This is a genomic window from Cryobacterium cryoconiti (genome assembly GCF_004403065.1).
GTDB lineage: Bacteria > Actinomycetota > Actinomycetes > Actinomycetales > Microbacteriaceae > Cryobacterium > Cryobacterium cryoconiti.
Genome location: NZ_SOHA01000005.1, coordinates 301148 through 321531, shown reverse-complemented (window position 1 = coordinate 321531; position 20384 = coordinate 301148). Strand labels below are relative to the sequence as shown.

The window sequence follows — 20384 nt, the reverse complement described above, 5'->3', positions numbered from 1 at the left end:
CTAAGACCCGTCTAATTCTGAAGTAAAATCAATTTTTCGCGACACCACGTCGTCCGCGACCTCCCGGACTGTGCGCCCATGTGAGAAGGCATATCCCTGGAGGATGAGCAGGGCATCCGAAGCCGACAGGTCGAGCTGGGCAAGCACCATTCCGGTCGCCTGGTGCACGACGCGACGGGAATATCCTTCGTCGGCGCCAAGGTCCGGCTTTATCGTATGCGACAGCAGAACTCGTCGGAGCACCTGCCGCGCGGCGATGCCGACCAGTGCCGTGGCATCGGCCACCTGTGCCCCGGTCAGACTGCGCGGTCGGTGGGAGTAGAGGTCGACGGCTCCGATGTCGAGGGACCCGACGCGCATCGGGAAAGCGAACAGGCCGCCGATGTCCGTCTCGTCGAGTGTCTGCAGGAAAACAGGCCAGGTCGGGTTGCCATGCTGGCGGATATTGGAGGTCAGGATCGGGCGACGGGCCGCCACGGCATCCCAGCAAGGTCCTTCGCCCAGATCGAATTGCAGCTCGTCGAGGCGGGCCGCAGAGGCGTCGCTCGCGCAGACGGTTTCGGTTCCGAAGGGAGCGCCGAGGGTGGAGATCGCCACACCCGTGACCGGCAGCACGCGCAGGAAGGGCGCGCACAGATCGGCCCGGGTCAGGTGCGCATTGGACAGCTCCAGGGCGGCGGCGCCAAAAGGCGACCGGTCAGACCGGGACAAGACTCAGATCACCCCCGTGGATTCATGGAGCGGGTCAGGGGGGTGTGATTTGTGGGCCCTACCGGGCTCGAACCGATGACATCCACGGTGTAAACGTGGCGCTCTACCAACTGAGCTAAAGGCCCCTGACACAACGGCCGGTGAAGGCCGTGCACCACTATACCGATTCTGCGGGCCGATCGAGGGCAAAGCCGTCCCGCGACACTGCTCAGGCCGGCTGGAGGTCGCCGATCGCGGCGCGATAGGCGTCCATCGACCGTGCCTCACCCGGGGCCGTGATGAAACTGGCCCGGATGATGCCCTCGGGGTCGATCAGGAACGTGGCCCGGTTCGCGAAGCCCTTCCCTTCCAGGAAGACCCCGTATTCCTTGGCGACCGCCCCGTGCGGCCAGAAGTCGGCCAGAAGGTCGAAGGTATAGCCCTCCTGCTCACCCCAGGCGCGCAGCGTGTGCCGCGAGTCGACGGAGATACCGACAAGTTCCACTCCGCTGGCGGCGAACAGTGACAGGTTGTCGCGCAGTTCGCAGAATTCGCCGCTGCAGATCCCTGAGAAGGCGAGAGGGAAGAAGACCAGGGCGACCGACTTCTTTCCGCGGAACTCGCTGAGTTGGACCCGCTCGCCGAACTGGTTGACGAGCTCGAAATCCGGAGCCTGCGTGTCATTTTCCAAAGCCATGAAGCGCTTCCTTTCGTGCGCCCACTGGAGCAGTGCAAGGCGACGCCACAGCCTAGCCCCGCCGACGGCGCGGAACCAAGATGGCCTGCCGGCGCAAAACCGAATACCCCCGCGACCCGCGCTCACCGTTCGCGCACAGACCGGAGGCATAATCTGTAGGCTTGCGTGGTGCCAGCCGTCGTCACCCGACCGCGAGAGAACCGGCACCGCTAACCCGGCAGATTCGTTTCACTGGTCTGCCCAACAGAGAGAGGTCGAGTGTGACTGTCAACGACCAGGACCCGTATTCGGTTAACAGCACGGATGCGGACCCGGAGGAGACGGCCGAATGGTCGGACTCGCTGGACTCGCTCGTAGCGGCCCACGGCCACCAGCGCGGTCGGGAGATCATGCTGTCGCTCCTGAAACGCTCCAAGGAATTGCACCTGGGCGTGCCCATGGTGCCGACCACGGACTACATCAACACCATCGCCGCGGGCAATGAGCCTGACTTCCCCGGTGATGAAGACATCGAACGGCGCTACCGTGCCTGGATCCGCTGGAACGCCGCGGTCCTCGTGCATCGCGCACAGCGCCCCGGGATCTCCGTCGGCGGCCACATCTCGACGTATGCGTCGTCCGCAGCCCTCTACGAGGTCGGCTTCAACCACTTCTTCCGCGGACAGGACCACCCGGGCGGCGGAGACCAGATCTTCATCCAGGGCCACGCCTCCCCCGGCACCTACGCTCGGGCCTTCCTCGAGGGCCGTCTGACCGAGGACCAGTTGGACGGCTTCCGCCAGGAGAAGTCGCACGCCGCCAACGGTCTGTCGTCCTACCCGCACCCCCGCCTGATGCCCGAGTTCTGGCAGTTCCCGACCGTCTCGATGGGCCTCGGCCCGATCAACGCGATCTACCAGGCGCAGACGAACCGTTACCTCACCAACCGTGGAATCAAGGACGCCAGCGACCAGCAGGTCTGGGCGTTCCTCGGCGACGGCGAAATGGACGAGGTCGAGAGCCGCGGGCAGCTGCAGGTTGCCGCCAACGAGGGTCTCGACAACCTCAACTTCATCGTCAACTGCAACCTCCAGCGCCTCGACGGCCCGGTGCGCGGTAACGGCAAGATCATTCAGGAGCTGGAGAGCTTCTTCCGCGGCGCCGGATGGAACGTCATCAAGGTCGTCTGGGGCCGCGAATGGGATGAACTGCTCTCCCGCGACACCGACGGCGCGCTGCGCGACCTGATGAACGCCACGCCGGACGGCGACTACCAGACCTACAAGGCTGAGAGCGGCGCCTACGTGCGTGAGCACTTCTTCGGCCGGGATCCGCGCGCGCTCAAGCTCGTCGAGGGCTATACCGACGACGACCTCTGGAACCTCAAGCGCGGCGGCCACGACTACCGCAAGGTATACGCGGCGTTCAAGGCGGCGTCCGAGCACAAGGGTCAGCCCACCGTCATTCTGGCCAAGACGGTCAAGGGCTACGCCCTCGGCCCGAGTTTCGAAGGCCGTAACGCGACCCACCAGATGAAGAAGTTCACCCTGGACAACCTGAAGACCTTCCGCGACAGCACCCATATGCCGATCACGGATGCCCAGCTCGAGGAGAACCCCTACCTCCCGCCGTACTTCAAGCCGGATGAGAACGACGAGGCCGTCCAGTACCTGCACGAGCGTCGCCGTGCGCTCGGCGGGTACGTCCCCGAACGGCGCAGCAAGTACACCCAGGTCAACCTGCCCGACGACGCGACGTACGCCCCCACCAAGAAGGGCTCCGGCACACAGGAGATCGCAACCACGATGGCCTTTGTGCGCCTGCTCAAGGAGCTGCTGCGCGCCAAGGACTTCGGCCACCGCATCGTGCCGATCATTCCGGACGAGGCCCGCACCTTCGGCATCGATGCCTTCTTCCCGAATGCCAAGATCTACAACCCCAACGGTCAGCAGTACACCTCGGTCGACCATGCACAGCTCCTGGCCTACAAGGAGAGCCCGCAAGGCCAGATCCTGCATGTGGGGATCAACGAGGCCGGCGCGATGGCCGCTTTCACCAACGTGGGCACCTCCTACGCCACGCAGGGTGAGCCACTCATCCCGGTCTACGTGTTCTACTCGATGTTCGGCTTCCAGCGCACGGGGGATGCCATGTGGGCGGCGGGCGACCAGATGGCCCGCGGGTTCATGATCGGCGCCACTGCCGGCCGCACCACCCTCACCGGTGAAGGACTGCAGCATGCCGACGGCCACTCGCCGTTGCTGGCCTCGACGAACCCCGCTGTGGTGTCGTACGACCCGGCCTACGGCTACGAGATCGGCCACATCGTACGCTCGGGCCTCGAGCGGATGTACGGCGGAACCCACACCGACCCCAACGTCATGTACTACATCACCGTCTACAACGAGCCGCAGGTGCAACCTCGCGAACCCGAGGACGTTGACGTGGACGGCATCGTGCGCGGCATCCACCGCGTCAGCGTGTCCGACGTGGCCGGTCCGAAGGCGCAACTGCTGGCCTCCGGCGTATCCGTGCCCTGGGCGCTCGAGGCGCAGGCCCTGCTGGCCGAGGACTGGGGGGTGTCCGCCGACGTGTGGTCGGTCACCTCGTGGGCCGAGCTGCGTCGCGACGGTATCGCCGCGGAGGAGCACAACTTCCTCTACCCCGACGATGCACCCAAGATCCCCTACGTGACAGAGAAACTGGCCGGAACCGCCGGGCCGTTCATCGCCGTCACCGACTTCATGCACGCGGTGCCGGACCAGATCCGACAGTTCGTGCCCGGCGACTTCGCGACCCTGGGCGCCGACGGGTTCGGATTCTCCGACACCCGCCCGGCAGCTCGTCGCTTCTTCAAGATCGACGGCCCGTCGATGGTCGTGCGTGCGCTGGAACTCCTCGCCCGCCGCGGCGAGGTCGACCGCAGTGTCGTGGGTCAGGCCATCGCGAAGTACCGGTTGCACGATGTGACGGCGGGAACCACCGGTTCCGCCGGGGGCGAGAGCTAACCGCCCCCGTGGCACCGACACCGAAGACGAAGGAACAGACGCTCAGCTGGTTGCGCACGATTTCCGGCGAGCTCTCCACGGCGACGCTGAAACGTCTCGAGGACACGCTGCCCTGGTACGGCGATATGCCGCCTGGGCGGCGGTCCGCCGTGGGTCTGGTCGCGCAGGCGGGGATCACCTCGTTCATCTCCTGGTTCGACGACCCTCGGTCCACCCCGTGGATCGCTGCCGACGTCTTCGGTGCCGCCCCGCGTGAGCTTCTGCGCTCGATCAGCCTGCAGCAGACGCTGCAGCTGATCCGCGTCACCGTCGAGGTGGTGGAGGAGCGAGTCAAGGACGGCGGCGAGATCCTGCGCGAGGCCATCCTGCTCTACTCTCGCGAAATCGCCTTCGGGGCGGCGGATGTCTACGCCCGGGCGGCCGAGGCTCGCGGTCTCTGGGATGTGCGCCTCGAGGCCCTCGTCGTCGACTCGATCCTGAGCGGCGAGTACGACGACGAACTGCCCAGCCGGATCGCGGCCCTCGGCTGGCACGGCCACGGCGAGGTCTGCGTTCTGGTGGGCACGACCCCCAAGATGCTCGATGTCGACCAGCTGCGCCGCTCGGCTCGCCACATGGCCGCTGATGTTCTGATCGGCGTGCAGGGCAACCGCCTCGTGCTGGTGATCGGGCGCGCCCACCCGACGCCGACTGATCCCGACGAGGCGATCGGCACGGCATCCGCTCTCAGTTTCATGGAGATCGCCGTGCAACTCGAACCCAGCTTCGGTGCGGGGCACCTGGTGCTCGGTCACGAAGTGCCCAACCTCGTCGACGCCTCCAAGAGTGCCAAGGCAGCCCTGGCCGGCTTCGCCGTCGCCCGGTCCTGGCGCAACGCCCCGCGCCCGGTGCAGGCCGACGATCTGCTTCCCGAACGCGCACTGGCCGGCGACCCCCTTGCCCGGGCGACCCTGATCCACCGCATCTACCGGCCGTTGCAGGCGCACTCGACGGAGCTCCTCACGACGCTCTGGTGCTACCTGGACAACGGGCGATCGCTGGAGGCCACCGCGCGCGAGCTGTTCGTGCACCCGAACACCGTGCGCTACCGCCTCAAGCGGGTGTCCGAGGTCATCGGTTACGACGCGACCGGGGCCCGAGAGGCGCTCATCCTGCAGGCAGCCCTCATCATCGGATCGATCAGCGACCACGACGGGTCCACCCGCCGCCGCTGAATGTTCCACCGTCACCGGGGCTGCCTCAACCGGCAGAACTGGCGGTATCCGACAAACACCCGTCGGATAGTTAGTGGAAGTCCGACACGGCGGGGGCAGACGAGCTTGGGAGACTGGTTCAATGATTATTGTCGTCTGCCCCGGTCAGGGCTCACAAACCCCCGGCTTTCTCGTGCCGTGGCTCACGAACCCTACCTTCGCCGCCGGTCTGGACGAGATCTCCGCCGCATGCGGACTCGATCTCGTGCGGCACGGGACCGTGAGTGACGCCGACACCATCCGCGACACCCGCATCGCCCAACCACTGATCGTGGCAGCCGGACTCCTCACCCTGAACGCGCTCCTGGCGGATGGTCGGCGGGACCGGATCGCCGGCATCGCCGGGCACTCCGTGGGCGAAATCACGGCCGCCGCCGGCGCCGGAATTCTCAGTGTGACCGACGCCGTCCGTTTCGTGAGTGAGCGCGGCAACGCAATGGCGGAGGCCGCGGCGCTGGAGCCCTCCGGAATGAGTGCCGTTCTCGGCGGCGACGAGGCCGAACTGCTGGCCCGCCTGGACGAACTCGACCTCGCACCGGCGAACTTCAACGGCGGAGGACAGATCGTCGTTGCAGGCTCCCTCGAGGCCCTCGCCGCTCTCGCCGACAAGCCGCCGGCGCGAACCCGTGTGATCCCGCTTCAGGTCGCCGGAGCATTCCACACGCGGTATATGCAGCCGGCCGTGGAGCACCTCACGCAGGTCGCCGCGCAGCTCACACCAAGGGATCCTTCCCTTCCGATCTGGACGAACCGGGACGGCAGCGTGGTCTCCAGCGGTGCCCGGTTCGTGGAGTTGCTGGTTGATCAGGTGTCCTCGCCGGTACGGTGGGATATGTGCATGCGTTCATTCGCCGATGCCGATGTGACTGGAATTATCGAAGTCGCACCGGCCGGGGCCCTTGTCGGCCTTGCCAAACGTGCACTCAAAGGTGTGCCCAGTGTCGCGATCAAGACGCCGGACGACCTGCCCGCTGCGTTCGACCTGATCGACCAGCAGAACCTAGTCTGACCGAAAGAGAATATGTCCAAGCCAACACTCCAGCAGTCGCACGGCCCGCAGTACACCCGGATTCTCTCCATCGGCGCCGCCCGTGGTGACCTCGTCGTTCCCAACGACGACCTGGTCGGGCCGATCGATTCGTCTGACGAATGGATTCAGCAGCGTACCGGCATCATCACCCGGACCCGGGCGAGCCAGGACGTCCAGGCCGTCGACCTCGCGACGGACGCCGCCCGCGAAGCCATCGAACGCTCCGGCATCGAGCCGCACCTGATCGACGCCGTCATCGTGGCCACCATCAGCAACGGCCGCCAGACGCCCTCCATCGCCGCCGTGGTTGCCGATCGGGTCGGGGCCAACCCCGCTGCCGCCTACGACGTCAACGCGGCCTGCGCGGGGTACACCTACGCCGTCGCGCAGGCCGACTCCCTGATCCGCACGGGCACGGCCCACTACGCCCTCGTCATCGGTGCGGAGAAACTGTCCGACCTCGTCGACCCCACGGACCGCAGCATCTCGTTCCTCCTCGGTGACGGCGCCGGCGCCGTGGTCATCGGCCCGAGCGACTATCCCGGCATCTCCCCCACCGTCTGGGGATCCGACGGCTCCAAGGCCGATGCCATCACCATGAATCACACCCTGCAGGAATACCGACGCGGTGAATCCGAGTGGCCCACCCTGCGCCAGGAAGGCCAAACGGTCTTCCGCTGGGCCGTGTGGAATATGGCGAAAGTAGCCAAGGAAGCTCTGCAGGTGGCGGGTGTCGAGAGCGATCAGCTTGCCGCTTTCATCCCGCACCAGGCCAATATGCGCATCATCGACGAATTCGCCAAGCAGCTCAAGCTGCCGGAGTCCGTTGTGATCGCCCGGGATGTCGCCACGACCGGCAACACGTCCTCGGCGTCAATCCCGCTGGCCACCCACCGCCTGCTCGAGGAGCACCCGGAGCTCAGTGGCGGCCTCGCGCTCCAGATCGGCTTCGGTGCCGGGCTGGTGTTCGGCGCGCAGGTCGTCGTACTTCCCTAGATTTCACCCAACCCCCTCTAAACTGAATCTCGGTCATACGAGAGACACCCCCAAGGAGAAAAAAATGGCATTGTCCACCGAAGAAGTTCTTGCCGGCCTGGCCGAACTCATTAACGACGAGACTGGCATCGCAACCGACACGGTTGAGATGGGGAAGTCATTCACCGATGACCTGGACATCGATTCCATCTCGATGATGACCATCGTCGTCAACGCTGAAGAGAAGTTCGACGTCAAGATCCCCGACGAAGAGGTCAAGAACCTCAAGTCCGTCGGCGACGCCGTCGACTTCATCGTCAAGGCTCAGGTCTAATCCACAAATGAACAGGCCGGCCGGCAGCCCCGGCCGGCCTGATCTGTGGGTGATGCCCACGTTTGCATGCCTTACGGAGAGTTAACGTCATGACCAAAAAAATCGTTATCACCGGCATCGGTGCGACCTCCCCTCTCGGCGGCACGGCCGCCGACAGCTGGTCCGCCCTGCTCGCCGGTGAATCGGGCGCGAGCACCCTCGACCACGAATGGGTGGCACGGACTCAGCTCCCGGTGACCTTCGCCGCTCAGGCCAGAGTGCCGTCCATCGACGTCCTGGCCCGTCACGAGACCAAGCGTCTCGACCCCTCCAGCCAGTTCGCGCTCATCGCCGGGCGGGAAGCTTGGGCTGACGCCGGCTCGCCCGAGGCGGACCCCGAACGTCTCGCCGTCGACTGGGCCACGGGCATCGGCGGTGTCTGGACCCTCCTCGACGCCTGGGACACCCTGCGCGAGCGCGGTCCGCGCCGCGTCCTGCCGATGACTGTTCCCATGCTGATGCCGAACGGCCCGGGCGCGGCCATCGGAATGGACCTGCATGCCCGTGCCGGCATCACCACCGTCGTCTCGGCCTGCGCATCGAGCACCGAGTCGTTGGTGAATGCCTACAACCGTCTGCAGGCGGGACTCGCCGACGTCGTCATCGCTGGCGGATCCGAGGCAGCGATCCATCCGCTGCCGATCGCATCCTTCGCAGCCATGCAGGCCCTGTCCAAGCGCAACGACGACCCGGCCACCGCCTCACGCCCCTATGACATCACCCGGGACGGTTTCGTCCTGGGCGAGGGCGCTGCGGCGCTCGTCGTCGAAACGGAAGAGCATGCCAAGGCCCGCGGCGCGCGCATCTACGCCGAACTCCTCGGCGGCGCCGTGACCAGCGACGCGTACCACATCACGGCTCCGGACCCCGAGGGTTCGGCGGCGGCACGCGCCATGCTCACCGCCATCAACAATGCCGGCGCGAGCCTCGCGGATGTCTCCCACATCAACGCGCACGCAACCAGCACGCCCGTGGGTGACATTGCCGAGTACAACGCTCTACGGCGCGTCTTCGGCGATCTGCTCGACGGCATCCCCGTGTCGGCGACCAAGGCGTCCACCGGCCACCTCCTCGGTGGTGCGGGCGCGATCGAGGCGCTGTTCACGGTACTCGCCCTGGCGGAGCGCATGGCCCCGCCGACGATCAACCTTGCGAACCAGGACCCGAGCATCCCGCTCGACGTCGTGACCATGCCGCGCACGCTGCCGTCCGGCGACCTGCTGGCACTCAGCAACTCGTTCGGTTTCGGCGGCCACAACGCCGTCGTCGCCTTCCGGTCGATCTAACCTCGTCGGGTACCCGCCCGGAACCAGAAAGGACCCCGACCGGTATCGGTCGGGGTCCTTTCTGTCGAGAGGCTCGGGGCCCGGGTCGCCGGCCCAGGCCGGCGAGACCGCTCTAGCCCACCTGATGCAGCCAGACCACGGAGTTGAAATCACTGGCCTGACGGAACGGTTCGAGCTCGTCGTCCCAGGCCTGCCCGAGCGCGACCCGCAACTGCCGGTGCAATTCGAGAGCATTCGACCCGGCGAGTTCCATGGCGTGCCGCAGCCGGTCTTCCGGAACCACGACGTTACCGGCGGTATCCGTCTGGGCGAAGAAGATGCCCAGGCCCGGCGTGTGCAGCCAGCGCCCGCCGTCGGTACCCAAGCCCGCGTCTTCGGTGACTTCGAACCGGAGATGGTCCCAGCCTCGCAGTGCGGAGGCGATCACCGCTCCCGTGCCGCGGTCGCCCTCCCAGTAGTACTCGGTGCGCTGTGAGCCGCGGAGGACCGGCTGCTCGGTCCAGTCGAAGCTGACTGGTTCGCCGAGGGCGTGCCCCACCGCCCACTCCACATGGGGGCTCAACGCGCGGTGTGAAGAGTGCACGTAAATGAAGCCCTGCGCAGTCGCTGCCTGCCGAGCGTGTGAAGCCACCATTGTTTCTCCCGTTCTCTGAGATGCGTCTTCCCCAACGACCTCTGAACGAAACAATGCGGTGAACTGTGAACTTGTCGAAACGAGACGAACCGGATGGAGCCGCAGCGCCAGGCGTTGCACCACTGAATTATGCCTCAGCACGACGTGCCTTCACAAGGCTGACTGCGGCGCTCCGGGCGGCACGCTCGCTATACTGAGTATGGTTTTTACGTTCCTCTCGGAGGCTCCATGTCTGTGCGCTGCTGCCTGTTGGCCATCCTCACGATCGGCCCTGCCTACGGCTTTCAGCTGCACGGCGAGCTGCACTCCCGCACGGCCGGGCGGAGAGCCGTCAACGTCGGCCAGATCTACGGGACTCTTGAACGACTGGTGAAACAGGACGCCGTTGAGTCGGCCGGCACCACCGCGGACGGTCTGCCGCTGTACCGGGTCACGGCCCGCGGCGAGGCCGAGGCGATCGCCTGGCTGTGCGACACCGAGAGCACACCCGGTGACGAGTGGAACGACCTGGTCGACCGGGTGCTCATCGTCTCCTCGCTTCCCCTCCCGCTCCCGCCGGGAGTCGACGTTTCGCGCGTCATCGTCCGGTACCGGGAATGGTGGCAGGGCCAGGCGGATGCCGCCGGCGTGACCGCGGGCGGAATCCGCGGCCAGGACGCTCTGGCGACTGCTGCCCGTGCGGCCTTGGCCGGGGCGGCGCTGGCCTGGCTCGGCGAGGCCGCCAGGAAGCTCGCTGACAGCCCGGAGGACTCATTCCAGCACGGGTTGAGCGACGTGCGCCCGAAACGCGGTCGGCGACCGGCCAGCGCGGCCTGAGGACTGTCGTCGACGGTCGGTGCCTGTGCTACTTCGCCTCCGCGTAACTGTCGACCGTTGCGACAGTGAGCAGGAAGTCCACCGGGAAATCCCCGAAGAGGTGCCGGCCTGCCGTATCCGCAGCGGATCGCACGATCTCCTCGACCGCACCGGCCAGCACGGCTGGAGTGTGCACCATCACCTCGTCGTGCAGGAAGAAGACGAGGTGCGGGGCGTGGTCGAATTCGGAGCCGGAGTCCCCAGTGCCGGCGAGAGGCAGCATCCGTAGCTCCCGGCGGATCTCCGCCATCCAGCACAGTGCCCACTCTGCGGCACTGCCCTGCACGATGAAATTGCGGGTGAAGCGGCCCCACTCGCGCGCCTGGCTGCGGGCCCGCCGCTCGTCGGCCTCCGTCGCGCCGGGGTCGTACGCCTGCGCCTGGGTAGCCTGCCAGCGCTCATCGGGGTGCGGGGAGGACCGTCCGAGCCGGGTGGTCACGCTCTCGCCGCGCTCCCCTGCTCGCGCGGCCGTCTCGGTGAGTGCGATCGCGCGCGGGAATGCCTTCGCCAGGCGCGGCAACAGCCGGCCGCTCTCGCCGCTGGTCGCGCCGTACATGGCCCCCAGCATGGCGACTTTGGCATGGTCGCGGGACTCCACGACGCCGCCGGCCACGATGCCCGCGTAGAGGTCGGTGCCACGGCCTGCCGCGGCCATGGCCGTGTCCGCCGAGAGTGCAGCGAGGATGCGCGGTTCGAGCTGTGCGGCATCCGCCACAACCAGCTTCCAACCTGCATCCGCGACAACGGCTCCCCGCACCTGTTTCGGCAGCTGCAGTGCCCCTCCGCCCCGGGTGGCCCACCGCCCGGTGACCACGCCGCCGGGAATGTATTCGGGGTGGAACCGTCCGTCGACGATCCAGGTGTCCATCCAGTACCACCCGTTGGCGCTGAGCAGCCGGGCCAGCTTCTTGTACTCGAGCAGTGGCTCGATCACGGGATGGGCGAGCTCCTGGAGCTCCCAGGCGCGCGTGGAGGTCACCCGCAGGCCGACCTGGTTCAGTGCCCGCAGAAGATCCGGGTGCGAGTCTGGGTTCAACCGGGGTTCCCCGACGGCGGCCCGAATGCTGTCGGCGAGGCGTTCCAGGCGTTCGGGGCGGAGGCCCGGCCCCACCCGGGGACCGAGCTCGCGGGTCAGCAGGGCGTCGTGGACGTCGGTTCGCCACGGCAGTCCCGTGAACTGCATTTCGGCGGCGATGAGCGCCCCGGCGGATTCCGCGGCCAGCAGTAGCCGGAGGCGGCCGGGCTCCGCACTGTTGCGGACGGCGGCAAGCTGGCGCTCGAATTCGTCGATGACTCCGGATTCGTCGTCGGCGTCGTCGAACAGGTCGAAGAGGGTCGAACCGGATGCGCCAGGGTCGGGTTCCGAGGCCGGCGCCCGGTCCCACCGGCTGTCCTCGGCACGACCCAGGGTGCTCGACCGGGTCAGTGATGACTGGCGCAGGATGGCGTGACACAGGCGCAGGTCGTGGGCCCGGTGCACCCGCACCCCGGCAGTCAGCAACAGGGGGTAGATACGAGAGGTGTCCTCCCACACCCAGCGGGGCAGCCCCGGTTCCCGGGCGAGGGCGTAGGCGGGAAATTCCTGCTTCGTCAGGCGGCGCCCGGTCCCGGCTGCACGGCCGTCCGGGTCGAGCGGCAGCACGAGGATGTCCCCGTTTCCCGTTCGGTTCACCAGAAGGTACACCTGACCATTCTGCCGTCACTCGGTGACGCCGCCGGACGGCGGACTCGCATCGGCCGCGGCCCAGGTCTCCTGCAACAGGGCGACCGTCTCGTCGTCGGACAGCTGGTGGAAGTCGGTGTAGAACGGGCCGATCGCCCAGAACTCCCGCGGGGCCTCCAGCACCACGACGACATCCGCGTACTGCCGCATCTCCTCCACCAGATCCGCCGGCGCGACGGGTATCGCAAGAACCGTCATGGCGGCACCCTGCCGCTTCACCGCGGCCAGAGCCGCCCGGGCCGTGGCGCCGGTGGCCAGCCCGTCGTCCACGATCACGGCGACACGTCCGCGCGGGCTGATCTGCGGCCGGTCCCCGAGATAACGGATGCGACGGCGCTCGATCTCGGCCAGCTCCCGATGGCGGGCCCGGGCCAGCCCAACGGCGTCGCCGCCGGTGGCGGTGAACACATCCTCGTTGACGATGAGCTGGGGGCTGGCCCCGTCGACGACCGCCCCCATCGCCACCTCCGGATAGCCCGGCGCACCGATCTTCCGCACCAGGATCAGGTCCAGTGGCGCCCGCAGGCGACGGGCGACCTCGATCGCCACCGGCACACCTCCCCGAGGCAGCGCGTACACCACCGGATCCAGCACATGGACTTCGGCCAGGCGGTCCGCCAGTCGATCCGCCAGCAGCCGGCCGGCCTCACTGCGATTCGTGAACATGCCACTCCCGCCCCGCGGGCCTCGTCCGGGCTCCGCCTGCGCCCGATTCTGCCGCCGGGCTCTGCCTTTGTCGAGTGGGGTTCCGCGATCGTGAGCCGCCGTCGGCGTAACCCGCTGAAACAGGGTGATTGGAGCGCCATTCCAATTTATGGAATGACGTTCCAATCAGGATCGGAGAACCTGACGCCACGAGTGCGAACCCACTGGACGCGTCAACGCGGCGATGGCACACTCGATTGCACCAGAACACTGACGGCATCACCGAACGGGACCTGGACCTGCTGTGTATCGACCACTCTCCACCCTCATCGCCCAGACCTGCATCGCGGCCGGGACCGCCCTTCTGCTCACCCTCGGCACATGGACGATGAGCGCTCCCCCAGCCTTCGCGGCCGGCTGCCCGGAGGGGACAGTACCGACCGGCGCCGTCGACGGGAATCAGCAGTGCGCCCCCGTCCCCGACAGTGCAGCCACCCCGCAGCCGACGCCGACACCGAGCCCGACCGACCTGCCACCCCCGCCGACCGATGAGCCCGGTACCGACCCTTCACCGGTACCGACCCCGACGGCCGATCCGGAGCCCGCACCGGCGGTGGTCCTCCCGCCTCCGGCCGTTCCGGCACCGAGCGAGCCGCCCGACGAGGTTGTCACGCCCGCCCCGGCACCGGTCCCGGCTCAGCAAACGGTGACCCCGCCGAAACCGATGGCGAGTCCCACACCGACCCCGGCGGTTCTGACCCCGGAGCCGCCCGCAACCGCGGATCTGACCGGTGTGATGGATCCCGGCGACGGCCCACGTTTGCTCTGGGCGGTCGCCGCCGGGGCCTCCGCCTCGGGACTTCTCGCCGCCATCGTCGCCTTCTACCTGGTGTCGATCCGGCCGTATCTCCTCGCCCGAAAGCGGCCGGGCGTTCTCGGCTGACCAGTCGGGCAGTGCCATTGATGACAACCAGCTCGCGCTCGAGGTGGCGCGCCGGATCCCGGGACCGCGGACGGCGCACTCCGATTGAGGGAGGGTTCCGTCCCCGGCCCGGGCCCGATGCCGGTCAGGGATCTGGTCAGTACCAGTTGTTGGCCACGGAGTGAGCCCAGGCACCGCACGGGCTGCCGTACCCGGCCTTGATGTAGCCGAGACCCCAGGCGATCTGGGTGGTTGCGTTCGTGGCCCAGTCGGACCCGGCGGTCGCCATCTTGCTCCCGGGCAGGGCCTGCGGGATGCCGGTGGCGCCGCTGGGGTTGTACGCCGTGTACGACCAACCGGACTCCTTGTCCCACAGCTGCACGAGGCAGGAGAACTCCGACTCACCCCAGCCGTACTGCGAGGAGGCCATGGCCCGCGCCGTCGCCTGGGCTTCGGCGGGCGAGTTGCCGCCGGCGACCGCCGGCGCGGACACAGCCGCGTCCGCGGCGCGAGCAGACTCGGCCGCTGCCGCCTGGGCCGCTTCCTGAGCCGCAGCCTCAGCCGCCACGCGGGCGGATTCCGCGGCCGCCGCGGCGGCCGTCTCGGCGGAAACCCGGTCGACCTCGGCCACGGCAGTGCGTGCCGCGTCCGTCGCCTTCTGCGTCTGGTCGGTCAACTCGATGACGGCATCCGTCTCCAGAGCCTTGTAGTCAGACAATGCGGCAACGGATGTTGCCAGCGGGGTCGAATCCACCTTGTCCGCCATGCTTCCGATCACCTCTCCGGCTTCGCTGAGGGTGCTCTCCGCGTGCTGATGGGCCGTCTTGGTGGCGATGGTGGCATAGACGCTCAACTGCTCGTGCTGGAGACCGGTGCTCTCGGAGAGCTGCGCGGTGGCGGCGATACTGGCGCTGCTGTCCACGGATGCTTGCGCCACGGCGCCGACGCCGACGATCAGGCCGGCGAGGGCGAGGGCCGATCCGGTGCCGAGAAGGAGTTTCCGGGAGCGGGTGCTTTTTCGGTGGGCGCCGCTTTCACGGCGCGGGGACAGGGGGGAACGGGGTAGAGCAAAGCGCATGACTTCCAAAAGCGATGCGGCCGGACAATCGCTATCCACGGCGCATCTTGATCGGCGGACTCGCGGCACAGAACAGCCGCGCGGGCGAAGCTCCAACCATGCACCCTCTTACTGAATGAATCCTCAGTTTTGGCTGGCAAAGTCATCCGTAATCTGATTGCGCGCTTTCGATGGTCCCGGCCGTGACAAGGGCGAAGGCCTCCCTGCCCGTGTACATTCTTTCCTCGCCGGTCTAAGGTCATGGGGTTCGATCACCCCGGAGTTCGGCGAACGACAAGTGCTTCAGGAGATGACATGTCCCTCGTCCGTGTGCATAATTTCTCGGTCTCACTGGACGGTTTCGGCACCGGGGACGACCAGAAACTCGAGACTCCATTCGGTCACGCCGGCCAACGCCTCATGGAGTGGGCGATGGAGACGCGTACCTTTCGCGAGATGGGCTTCCACGGAGAGTCGGAGGGTTCCTTCGGCGTCGACGAGGCGTTCGCCAGCCAGTGGGGGCCCGGGATCGGCGTGGAGATCATGGGGCGCAACAAGTTCGGCCCGAAGCGCGGTCCCTGGGACAGCGAGGAGTGGAAGGGATGGTGGGGCGCCAACCCTGTTTTCCACACCCCGGTCGTTGTCCTGACACACCATCCTCGTCCGACACTGGAACTGGAAGGCGGAACAACCTTCTATTTCGTCGACGCCGATCCTGTCTCCGCACTCCAGCAGGCTCGCGCCCTGGCCGGGGACCTCGACGTCCGGATCGGTGGCGGTGTCAGCACGATTCGGCTGTTCCTCGAGGCCGATCTGATCGACCACATGCACCTCGTTATTGTTCCGATCATTCTGGGACGTGGCGAACGGCTCTGGGATGGACTCGAAGGGCTCGAACGACGCTTCGATATCGAAGCGACCACGTCTCCACTCGGCGTTCTCCACCTGATCTTCACCCGTCGCACGACCCGGTAGATGGGTGCCAGTCGGATCGAGCGGGTGCGTCTCACTCCGGCTCGGGTTCGTATCCGACGAGCCAGTGCAGTCCATAGCGGTCGATGACCTGGCCGTCCGAAGCACCCCAGGGCTGTGGACTGAGGTTGTCGACGATCTGTCCGCCGGCGGCGAGCTTGTCGAACCAGGTATGCAGGACTTGTGCATCCGCGGTCCCGAGCAGCGAGAGCCTGACGCCTTCAATCCGGACACTCGGCTCGCCCGGTGCCGCATCGGATCCCATCACGGCAACAACCCCGTCGAGCACACCGTGAGCAATGGCATTCGGCGGACCGTCGATGCGACCGAAATCCTCATAGGTGTGCAATGAGAGCTCTCCACCGAAGACATCCGCGTAGAAACTGAGAGCTTCACGCGCTGTACCCGGGAAAGTGACATAGATCTGCGGCGCCGTCATGTGCACAGCATACAGATCCGATCGAGGGCATCATCGAGACGGCCGGACGAGGTCGGCGCCTCGCCTGCTGGCCCGGCGACCGCGACGGCGGCATACTGTGCGGATGGGCGAGAGTGTGGATCTGCGCGAGCTGCTGGCGATGCGGTTGGTGACCCAGCGCATCCAGCAGCCTGCCTTTTCTGCTTCGGCCGGCGCGGACGCCGCGGCCGATGTCGTTCGTCATTTGCTCGCCGTGCAGGCGCAGGACTTTCCGCAGGCGGTGTGGGCTCTCGGCCTGCGCTCCGGTGACACCCGTGCGGCGGTCGAGGCGGCACTGGAGCGCGGTGAGGTCGTGCGCTCGTGGACCATGCGCGGCACCCTGCACTTCGTGGCACCCCCCGACCTGCGGTGGATGCTTCAGGTCACCCGGCCGAGGATGCTCGCACAATTCGACACCCGCCGACACGAGCTCGGCCTCGACCAGCCGACGCTCGACCGAGCCAGGGCGGTCGCTCTAGCTGTGCTCTCCGGGGGACGACGGATCGGCCGGGCGGAATTCCAGCGCGAGCTGGAGGCCGCGGGCGTACCGACGACCGGGCAGCGCGGCTACCACCTCATCCTTCACCTGGCGATCACCGGGATCGTGGTCTGGGGTCCGCCGCTGGCGGGCCAGCAGGCGCTCGTGCTGCTCGATGAGTGGGCGCCGGATGCCGGTGAGCGCCTTCCCCCCGCGGACGCCCTGGGACGCTTTCTCTCGCGGTACCTCGCCGGTCACGCCCCGGCGACAATTCGCGACTTCGCCTGGTGGGCCAGGGTGACGCTCACCGAAGCGCGCGCTGCGCTCGCCGCCATTCGCGGGCAGCTCGTCGAGATGCGGTACGGGGACCAGTGCTACTTCAGAACCATTTCGGCAGCGGAGGCGCTTGACTCCCGCGGTTCCGCCGGTCCGGTGCATGCGCTGCCCGGTTTCGACGAGTACCTTCTGGGCTACCAGGACCGGTCTCAGGCGCTGCCGGCCGAAGCCGCCCGGCTGGTCGTGCCGGGTAAGAACGGCATCTTTCTTCCGATCATCGTGTCCGGTGGCCAGGTCATCGGCACCTGGCGGCGGGCCGTGCGGCGGAACGAGGTGGCTGTCACCGCCGAACCCTTCGTCCCGCTGGACGACGCCGCAAAGCAGGCGTTCGCAGCGGCGGTCGCGCAATACGGGGAGTTCCTCGGGCTGCCGGTATCCCTGGCCTGGTCCGAGAGGGCCGGTGCCGTCTTCGACGACGCGTAACGGTCAGCTGACGACCAATGCCGCCGTCCCGTCGTCGCGCGGTAGTAGTCGCGGCAGCACGTCGGACAGGGTCACGACCCCGCGGAAGACGCCGTCGTCGACCACTACGACGAGCTGCTGGCTCGTCGCACGCATGCGGGCGAGGACCTCGTAGACAGGAGTCTCGCCTGCGATCGCCAGGGCGGAGCGTACGAATGGGGCGGCGGGAGCATCGAGTGCCTCGAGCAGGGTATCCCGCACGTGGACGACGGCGGGTATGCCCCAGTGCGGGTCACCAACCAGAATACGCATGTGGCCGGACTGAGCCGCCGCCCGCTGCACGTCGGCCACCGTCGCATCGAGGGGCACGACGGTCGGCGTGGCTCGGGCGCCGACGAGCGCGTCCAGGCGCAGCGTCTCCATTTCGATCGCCCCTTCGAGCTGCTGCTGGAAGGAGCTGTCGAGCATGCCCGTGCGGGCAGACAGCTCCACAAGGTGGCGGATCGTCTCGGCGTTCTGACCACCCACGGCGGCACTCTCCACAGGGACGACACCCGACGCACTCACGAGCTTGTTGGCGATGCTGTTGATCCACATCAGGAGGGGACGGAAGGGCCAGATGAAGATGCGGGACGGGATGCCGATCACCTTCGCCGCAGTCTCAGGGTGGGCGATAGCCCACGATTTCGGCGCCATCTCGCCCACCACGAGGTGCAGGAAGGTGACGATGAACAGCGACAGGGAGAAGGCGAGAACGCCGGCAGCCCACTCGGGGAGCCCCCATGCCGAGAGTACGGGCCCAAGCCAGTAGTCGAGCGCCGGCTTGGTGACGGCGCCGAGTGCGAACGTGCAGGCCGTGATCCCCAGTTGAGCACCGGCGAGCATCAAAGTCAGTTCGTTCACGCCCTTGAGGGCTGCTCGGGCAGAGCGATTCGTCGCCGCGGTCGCCTCGAGGCGGTGACGTCGTGCGCCCAGCAGTGCGAACTCGATGATCACGAAGAACGCGCTGAGTGCAATCAGGATGACGGTGACGATCGCCACGATAAGCCCATCGCTCATCGGTCAACCCCCGTCGTGTCGTCGGCACCCGGTTCGAAACCGATCTGCGGTTCCCGATCGTCGCCGAGGGCCTCAATGAGGGTCACCCGCACCTGGTGCGGAACGTGACGTTCGACGGTGAGGATCTCGATCTCGAGTGACCTGTGCACGTCGTCGTTTCGGACGAGATCGGCAGGGTCATCGGGCAAGGAAACACGGATGGTCTCACCCGCGAGGGGCAACCCACCACGCTCGGCAATGATGAGCCCCGCGACGGTCTCGAAGTCTCCGACGGGCAACTCGTACCCGATCGCGCGGTGCATCTCATCGACGTGAACGTCACCGCCCATCAGCCAGACTGCGTCGCCGTCAGAGTCGACCGAGGGCGCTGACTCTGCGTCGTGCTCATCGGTGATCTCGCCGACGATCTCTTCCGCGAGATCTTCGAGGGTGAGCACACCGGCAAAGCCGCCGTATTCGTCGATCACGCACGCGAGTTCGTTGCGCGCACGGGTGATCTCGGCCAGGGCATCCGGCAATTTCATCAGCGTCGACAGCACAACCGCTGGCTGCATGAGTGCGGTTACGGGGGCGTGCTCAGAAAGAGTCGAGCCGAGAACGTCAGCGAGTTGCACGACCCCGAGAGGCTGGCTCTCGTCGTCCACCACCGGATAGCGGGTATGGGCACGCGCCATGAGTTCCCGCACCTCACCGATCGTTGTGTCCGGACGGACCGTCGCAACGAGTGAACGGGGAATCATCGCGTGCTCCACGTCCTGGTTGGGGAATTCAAGGATGCGATCGAGCATCAGGGACAGTTCGGCGGGCAGGTCGCCGCTGTTGCGGGAGTCCGAGACGATGCGCTCCAGGTCCTGTGCCGTGGCGCTGGAGTCGACGTCGTGCACGGGTTCGATGCGCAGAAGACGCAACAGCGCGTTGGCCGCGAAATCGAAGATGGCGATGAGCCATCCGAACACCGCAAGGTAAATCGTGGTCGACCGAGCCAGGCCGCGCGCGAGGGGTTCGGGGTTGGCAATGGCGAGGTTCTTCGGGTACAGCTCGCCGAAGATCATCTGCACAACTGTCGCAAGAATCAAAGCGATAACAGTGCCCAGCGTGACGCTGACGGCCATCGACACGCCGACTCCGCCGAGCAGCGTGCCGAGGGATTCACCGATGAGCGGCTGGGCGACGAAGCCGACAAGAAGACCGGTGACGGTGATGCCCAGTTGCGCCCCGGAGAGCATGAATGAGGTCCGCTTGGTGACACCGAGTGCGCGTACCGCTGCGGCGTCCCCTGCTGCCGCGCGGGCGCCGAGCCGGTTGCGGTCCACCGACATGTAGGCGAATTCCTGGGCGACGAAGTAGCCGTTGGCCGCGATGATCAGAAGTGTGATGACGATTCCGAGCAATAACAGGAGCAGGGTTTCAATCACGAGAACGTCATCCCGTCACGCTGCGGCGGGAACGATCGCATTCGGTTGGGAGTCGTGCATGGCCGGTCGATAGCCCAAAGGGCCATGGCTGGTGAGCCCACAGTTGCGGTCAACGCCTCTCGAAGTACTGTCTGAACG

At 66.9% G+C, this 20384-nt stretch carries 19 protein-coding genes and 1 tRNA gene; 10 read left to right on the top strand and 10 right to left on the bottom strand.

From position 1 onward, the window contains the following. The 3 genes from E3T49_RS02915 to E3T49_RS02905 all read right to left on the bottom strand — a co-directional run bounded on the left by E3T49_RS02915 (position 1) and on the right by E3T49_RS02905 (position 1387). Positions 1–597 carry a GAF and ANTAR domain-containing protein gene (locus tag E3T49_RS02915; RefSeq protein WP_241972602.1) on the bottom strand — a complete coding sequence of 199 codons (597 nt, stop codon included), beginning with the start codon at positions 595–597 and terminating at the stop codon, positions 1–3. Positions 598–763: 166 nt separating this feature from the next. Beyond that, positions 764–836, bottom strand: a tRNA-Val gene (locus E3T49_RS02910). An 83-nt stretch (positions 837–919) separates the two neighbouring features. Further along, positions 920–1387 (bottom strand): peroxiredoxin, encoded by a 468-nt coding sequence (locus E3T49_RS02905; protein WP_134423310.1) that lies wholly within the window; start codon positions 1385–1387, stop codon positions 920–922. Between the two features lie 260 nt (positions 1388–1647). Here E3T49_RS02905 and aceE point away from each other — a divergent pair, with 260 nt between their 5' ends. From aceE to E3T49_RS02875, 6 genes are all read left to right on the top strand, one after another. Further along, positions 1648–4374 (top strand): pyruvate dehydrogenase (acetyl-transferring), homodimeric type, encoded by a 2727-nt coding sequence (gene aceE, locus E3T49_RS02900; RefSeq protein ID WP_134423308.1) that lies wholly within the window; start codon positions 1648–1650, stop codon positions 4372–4374. Positions 4375–4382: 8 nt separating this feature from the next. Continuing rightward, positions 4383–5588 carry a PucR family transcriptional regulator gene (locus E3T49_RS02895; RefSeq protein ID WP_134423306.1) on the top strand — a complete coding sequence of 402 codons (1206 nt, stop codon included), beginning with the start codon at positions 4383–4385 and terminating at the stop codon, positions 5586–5588. A 121-nt stretch (positions 5589–5709) separates the two neighbouring features. Continuing rightward, positions 5710–6636: an ACP S-malonyltransferase gene (locus tag E3T49_RS02890; RefSeq protein WP_134423304.1), complete on the top strand. Its 927-nt coding sequence runs from the start codon at positions 5710–5712 to the stop codon at positions 6634–6636. Between the two features lie 12 nt (positions 6637–6648). Continuing rightward, the gene (locus E3T49_RS02885) at positions 6649–7653 is read left to right on the top strand and encodes a beta-ketoacyl-ACP synthase III (RefSeq protein ID WP_134423302.1); all 1005 of its coding nucleotides are present in this window, start codon (positions 6649–6651) and stop codon (positions 7651–7653) included. A gap of 64 nt (positions 7654–7717) precedes the next feature. Further along, on the top strand, positions 7718–7966 hold the full coding sequence (locus E3T49_RS02880) for an acyl carrier protein (protein WP_134363808.1): 249 nt from the start codon (positions 7718–7720) through the stop codon (positions 7964–7966). Positions 7967–8055: 89 nt separating this feature from the next. Then, on the top strand, positions 8056–9291 hold the full coding sequence (locus tag E3T49_RS02875) for a beta-ketoacyl-[acyl-carrier-protein] synthase family protein (protein ID WP_134423300.1): 1236 nt from the start codon (positions 8056–8058) through the stop codon (positions 9289–9291). Positions 9292–9403: 112 nt separating this feature from the next. Here E3T49_RS02875 and E3T49_RS02870 read toward each other — a convergent pair whose 3' ends face one another. Next, positions 9404–9925: a DUF3145 domain-containing protein gene (locus E3T49_RS02870; protein WP_134423298.1), complete on the bottom strand. Its 522-nt coding sequence runs from the start codon at positions 9923–9925 to the stop codon at positions 9404–9406. A gap of 228 nt (positions 9926–10153) precedes the next feature. Between E3T49_RS02870 and E3T49_RS02865 the strand changes: the two genes are divergently transcribed. Continuing rightward, on the top strand, positions 10154–10741 hold the full coding sequence (locus tag E3T49_RS02865; protein WP_241972601.1) for a PadR family transcriptional regulator: 588 nt from the start codon (positions 10154–10156) through the stop codon (positions 10739–10741). Between the two features lie 28 nt (positions 10742–10769). Here the strand turns inward: E3T49_RS02865 and E3T49_RS02860 are convergent, their stop codons facing one another. Continuing rightward, a complete protein-coding gene (locus tag E3T49_RS02860; RefSeq protein ID WP_134423296.1) occupies positions 10770–12464 on the bottom strand; it encodes a bifunctional 3'-5' exonuclease/DNA polymerase in 1695 nt (564 codons plus the stop codon). 15 nt (positions 12465–12479) lie between these two features. Then, positions 12480–13169 carry a phosphoribosyltransferase gene (locus E3T49_RS02855; protein ID WP_134423295.1) on the bottom strand — a complete coding sequence of 230 codons (690 nt, stop codon included), beginning with the start codon at positions 13167–13169 and terminating at the stop codon, positions 12480–12482. Between the two features lie 283 nt (positions 13170–13452). Here E3T49_RS02855 and E3T49_RS02850 point away from each other — a divergent pair, with 283 nt between their 5' ends. Continuing rightward, positions 13453–14091 (top strand): hypothetical protein, encoded by a 639-nt coding sequence (locus E3T49_RS02850; protein WP_134423293.1) that lies wholly within the window; start codon positions 13453–13455, stop codon positions 14089–14091. Between the two features lie 136 nt (positions 14092–14227). On the opposite strand, the gene E3T49_RS02845 is transcribed toward E3T49_RS02850, so the two are convergent. Then, positions 14228–15148: an aggregation-promoting factor C-terminal-like domain-containing protein gene (locus E3T49_RS02845; protein ID WP_134423291.1), complete on the bottom strand. Its 921-nt coding sequence runs from the start codon at positions 15146–15148 to the stop codon at positions 14228–14230. Positions 15149–15442: 294 nt separating this feature from the next. Between E3T49_RS02845 and E3T49_RS02840 the strand changes: the two genes are divergently transcribed. Then, entirely contained in the window at positions 15443–16102 is a 660-nt protein-coding gene (locus E3T49_RS02840; protein ID WP_134423289.1) for a dihydrofolate reductase family protein, read from the top strand. Between the two features lie 31 nt (positions 16103–16133). Here E3T49_RS02840 and E3T49_RS02835 read toward each other — a convergent pair whose 3' ends face one another. Next, complete coding sequence (locus E3T49_RS02835; protein ID WP_134423287.1) at positions 16134–16538, bottom strand: VOC family protein; 405 nt, start codon at positions 16536–16538, stop codon at positions 16134–16136. A gap of 103 nt (positions 16539–16641) precedes the next feature. Here E3T49_RS02835 and E3T49_RS02830 point away from each other — a divergent pair, with 103 nt between their 5' ends. Further along, the gene (locus tag E3T49_RS02830) at positions 16642–17793 is read left to right on the top strand and encodes a winged helix DNA-binding domain-containing protein (protein ID WP_166785451.1); all 1152 of its coding nucleotides are present in this window, start codon (positions 16642–16644) and stop codon (positions 17791–17793) included. 3 nt (positions 17794–17796) lie between these two features. Here the strand turns inward: E3T49_RS02830 and E3T49_RS02825 are convergent, their stop codons facing one another. Together E3T49_RS02825 and E3T49_RS02820 are read right to left on the bottom strand one after the other, a co-directional pair. After that, the gene (locus E3T49_RS02825; protein ID WP_134423283.1) at positions 17797–18831 is read right to left on the bottom strand and encodes a CNNM domain-containing protein; all 1035 of its coding nucleotides are present in this window, start codon (positions 18829–18831) and stop codon (positions 17797–17799) included. Beyond that, entirely contained in the window at positions 18828–20246 is a 1419-nt protein-coding gene (locus tag E3T49_RS02820) for a hemolysin family protein (RefSeq protein ID WP_134423281.1), read from the bottom strand. The genes E3T49_RS02825 and E3T49_RS02820 overlap by 4 nt, the downstream gene beginning before the upstream one ends. Positions 20247–20384: the final 138 nt, after the last annotated feature.